We start from the raw sequence: 3921 nt of genomic DNA on the forward strand, positions 1-3921 counted from the left end.
ATCAAAAAGAGCATTAGAAATCTTTGTATCATTATGCGTTACGCGTAATTTGATCTTACCCTCTTCCTTTAGATTTTGTAAAATGTGCATTTCCTCTTTCAGGCTTTCAACACTTTGAATCAACGAGAACGAGGCATCAACTCTGTCTGGCAAAGCCTTGGAAAGGGCTTCTTTAAATTGTTCAAAACGAAAAGACATGTCATGAAACTGAGGGATTACTTCAATTAATTCCGTCGCGTCAAAATCTTCTGTCAAATTTAAAAAAGCACCAAAAAGTTTGCCTCCTTCATAGGCGATATCACGCTGCTCTACGATTTCAAAGGTCTGACTGTCTTTTATATAGATCATTACATTCCAGTAATCGCCATTCGTGTCTGTGTAATGATAATCTCCATTGGAGGTTGGAACAAAAGTGAGTACTCTTCTTATTCGATCTTTATACGATAATGCCGACATTTTCTCGTGAAGAAATAAACTAACCAAAGATTTATTTCGCACCAAACCCGGTACATCTTTAAACACCTTTTTATTAATCTTTTGAACTACAAAAGACTGGCCTTGATCAGTCTTAACCAAAAAAGTATCGTTAATATGCCCGGATCCCAGTTCATCAAAATGAATAACATCGAAATCAGGAAGAAAAGCCGCTACAACCTCTGGCAAAAATTTTGACATCTTACCAAAGATTTTGAGGATAAATGTCGTTCTTTTTAAGTTGTAGAATCGCTTCCTGAACTGCAGCCTTATCCTCTTTATAGGTAACACCAAACCATTTGGCATCTGAAGTAAGTACCTTTACAGAACCGGTGCCATTTTCGAGGTATCCATTTACAATTAATGGAATAAAATACTCTGACTTGAGATTCCCTTGATTCTCTTCTAGAAAAGAGTCAAACAATTGCTCGGTATATTCAAAGCACCTTGGCGTAGAGCCCCAAAAATTCATCGAAACTATGGTATTCTCATCAATTGGAATAAAACTACCGTCATCATCCTTTCTATTTAATATCCCATCAATTCTTTCAATATGAGTTCTTTCCACTACATTGCTTAAGAATCCCTTTTCATCTACAGCACATTCACCTCTGGAAACAAATCCATGCTCAGAGATTGTATTCTTTAATAAATAAGCCATCATACTGAAATCATGAGAGTTTTTATCAATAGATTGTAGGTATTTCGCCATAGATACAAAGGCTTCTCTACCATAAAAATCATCTGCATTTATAATCGCAAAATTTTCTTTTACAGCATCCTTTGCCATCAACATCGCATGTCCCGTACCGTAGGGTTTCACACGATCTGGATTAAAGTACTTTTCCGGTACTTTATCGATTTCCTGAAATACATAGGCTACTTCAGCTTTTCCTGCCAACTTGGGATCTATTTCGGCCCTGAACTCTTGTTCTATACTTTTACGAATGATAAAAACAAATTTTCCAAACCCAGCCTGAAGCGCATCGTATATAGAAAAATCTATAATGGTGTCTCCCTCTGGGGTAAAGGTATCTAATTGTTTTAATCCTCCATATCTGCTGCCGATTCCTGCTGCCAGAACTACTAAAGTTGGTTTGTTGCTGTTCATAGTTTAAATTTTGAGACGAATTTAATAAATATGGTGATACTACAGGGTATTGAAAACCGTATAAATAAGAGATCTTTTAAAAAATGTAATTGAAAAAGATGGGAGAAATAAAAATTGACAGTTGTGCGAAGCTTTTTAGTATTGTGTCTAATAAACACAATATAAATTTTCTATCTTTGAAGCTAAATTTTAAAGATGAAGAAGTTTTTTAAAATATCTGGTTGGGTTCTTTTGTTTTTAATCGCAACAGCGGTGGCTCTTTATCTTTATTTCAAACCTCCTCCTCCTCCGATTTCTGCTAAAGATAGAGCCCGAGTTAAACTGATGCCATTACCTGCCTCGCTGGAATTTGAAACTGGAAGCTTTGAGATAACTGAAACTTTTGGTATTGGCTTTGAAAATGAACCCACTGATAAATTGACCAAAGCGGTTGCTCGATTTAAACAACAAGTAGAAAAAAGTACCCGAATTAAACTTAAAGATGCAGATGAGCAAAAGCTTCATATCGTCTTACATGAAATTCCTTCGAGTGAATATCCTCAACTCGGAGATGATGAATCCTATGAGCTTTCGGTGTCAAAAGATAAGATTCTTCTCAAAGCGGGAACAACTACTGGCGTTCTATATGGCCTGGAAACCTTAGCCCAATTAATTGATTCCAAAGACAATCACCATTTTTTTCCCGCCGTGGAAATAAAGGACCAACCCCGATATGCCTGGAGAGGTCTGATGCTTGATGTTTCTCGCCATTGGATACCAAAAGAAGTTGTATTAAGAAATCTGGAAGCAATGGCCAGACTAAAGATGAATGTTTTTCATTGGCATTTAAGTGACTATCAAGGATTCCGAGTAGAGTCTAAAGTGTTTCCGAAACTTCATGAAATGGGATCAGAAGGTCATTATTATTCACAGAATGATATTAAGGAAATTGTCAATTTTGCGGCTGAAAGAGGGATTCGGGTAATTCCTGAATTTGATGTCCCGGGACATGCTACAAGCTGGCTAACCGGCTATCCGGAACTGGGAAGTGCACCAGGTCCTTATGCTATAGACACCATTGCCTTAGGTGTATTCAGACCCGTCTTAGATCCGACAAATCCATCTCTCTATTCTTTTCTGGATGACTTTATTGCCGAAATGATCACCTTGTTTCCTGACCCCTACTTTCATATTGGCGGAGATGAAGTAATGGCAGAAGATTGGGAAAACAACGAAGCAATTCAAAATTATATGAAAGAAAATGGCATCAGCGATTCACACGCTTTACAAGCTCATTTTAATATAAAATTGCAAAGAATTGTCTCAAAACACAACAAAATTATGATGGGCTGGGATGAAATTCAACACCCAGACCTCCCTACCGATGGAATAGCCATACAGGCCTGGAGAAGTCATAAGGTTTTGTGGGAATCAGCCAGAAAAGGAAACAAATCAATTCTTTCAAAGGGTTATTATTTGGATCATAAAAGAAGCGCTGCGGATTACTATAATGTTGATCCGGAAATTATAAAGGGCGCGATTAATATAGATATTGACAGCACCAACTGGACCTCCTGGAATTCTCAAATCGTTTTCAACGATAACATCATCGATGGAAATATCTATACTTTCGGAAAAGATGATGACATTCAGATCATCATGGAATTCATGGGCAATTCTACAAGTATCGCCGAGGTCGATAAAAAAGGTAATTCCGTTAGCTTTTCGAATAAAATTGATGTCGGTACTTTAAATGTATCCTTCGAAATAAATGGGGATTCTTTACATGGTGAAACAAGCATTGCCTTATTTAATTTGAAATTGACGGGTAAAAAATCTGGAGGATCTGACATGACAAATGGTTTACCACTACCTAAATTTGATAAAATCCAACCGCTCGAGCCGAAAGACCTTAAAAATATTTTAGGAGGTGAAGCCTGCATGTGGACTGAAATGGTAGATTCTATTACTCTTGAGTCAAGGGTCTGGCCGAAAGCAGCTGTCATTGCAGAAAAACTGTGGAGCCCACAAGAATTAACCAAGGATACTGACGACATGTACAGGCGCCTATTGATTATGGATCGTTATCTTGAATTTAACGGTCTGCAGCAAAAAAAGAATCAAGAACTAATTCTTTCAGCCATGGTAGGTTCAGCATCCTTTGAATCCCTGGATTTTCTTGTGGACTATCTTCAGGAAGGTGCTTTTTTGAATCGAATTTCTTTGTATAACCCAACACTTTATACCGGGACTCCCTTAAATGGCATTGTTGATGCAGCCTCTTCAGAAAGTTATCCTGCGTATCTTTTTAATAAAAAAGTAGATCATTGGCTTGTTACAAAACAACAGAAAGAACA

Annotated in this window: 2 protein-coding genes and 1 pseudogene; 1 reads left to right on the forward strand and 2 read right to left on the reverse strand. The window is 37.4% G+C overall.

The genetic code is table 11. From position 1 onward, the window contains the following. Both ACR2MV_RS03810 and ACR2MV_RS03815 read right to left on the reverse strand, forming a co-directional pair. Positions 1-675, reverse strand: a pseudogene (locus ACR2MV_RS03810) (aminoglycoside phosphotransferase family protein); the annotation flags it as partial. A 1-nt stretch (position 676) separates the two neighbouring features. After that, entirely contained in the window at positions 677-1585 is a 909-nt protein-coding gene (locus ACR2MV_RS03815; protein ID WP_434020573.1) for a sugar phosphate nucleotidyltransferase, read from the reverse strand. Positions 1586-1780: 195 nt separating this feature from the next. Here ACR2MV_RS03815 and ACR2MV_RS03820 point away from each other — a divergent pair. After that, the coding region (locus ACR2MV_RS03820; protein ID WP_434020574.1) for a beta-N-acetylhexosaminidase at positions 1781-3921 on the forward strand (2141 nt) is incomplete at its 3' end.

It is taken from the genome of Lutimonas sp., assembly GCF_051011215.1.
Classification (GTDB): Bacteria; Bacteroidota; Bacteroidia; order Flavobacteriales; family Flavobacteriaceae; genus Lutimonas.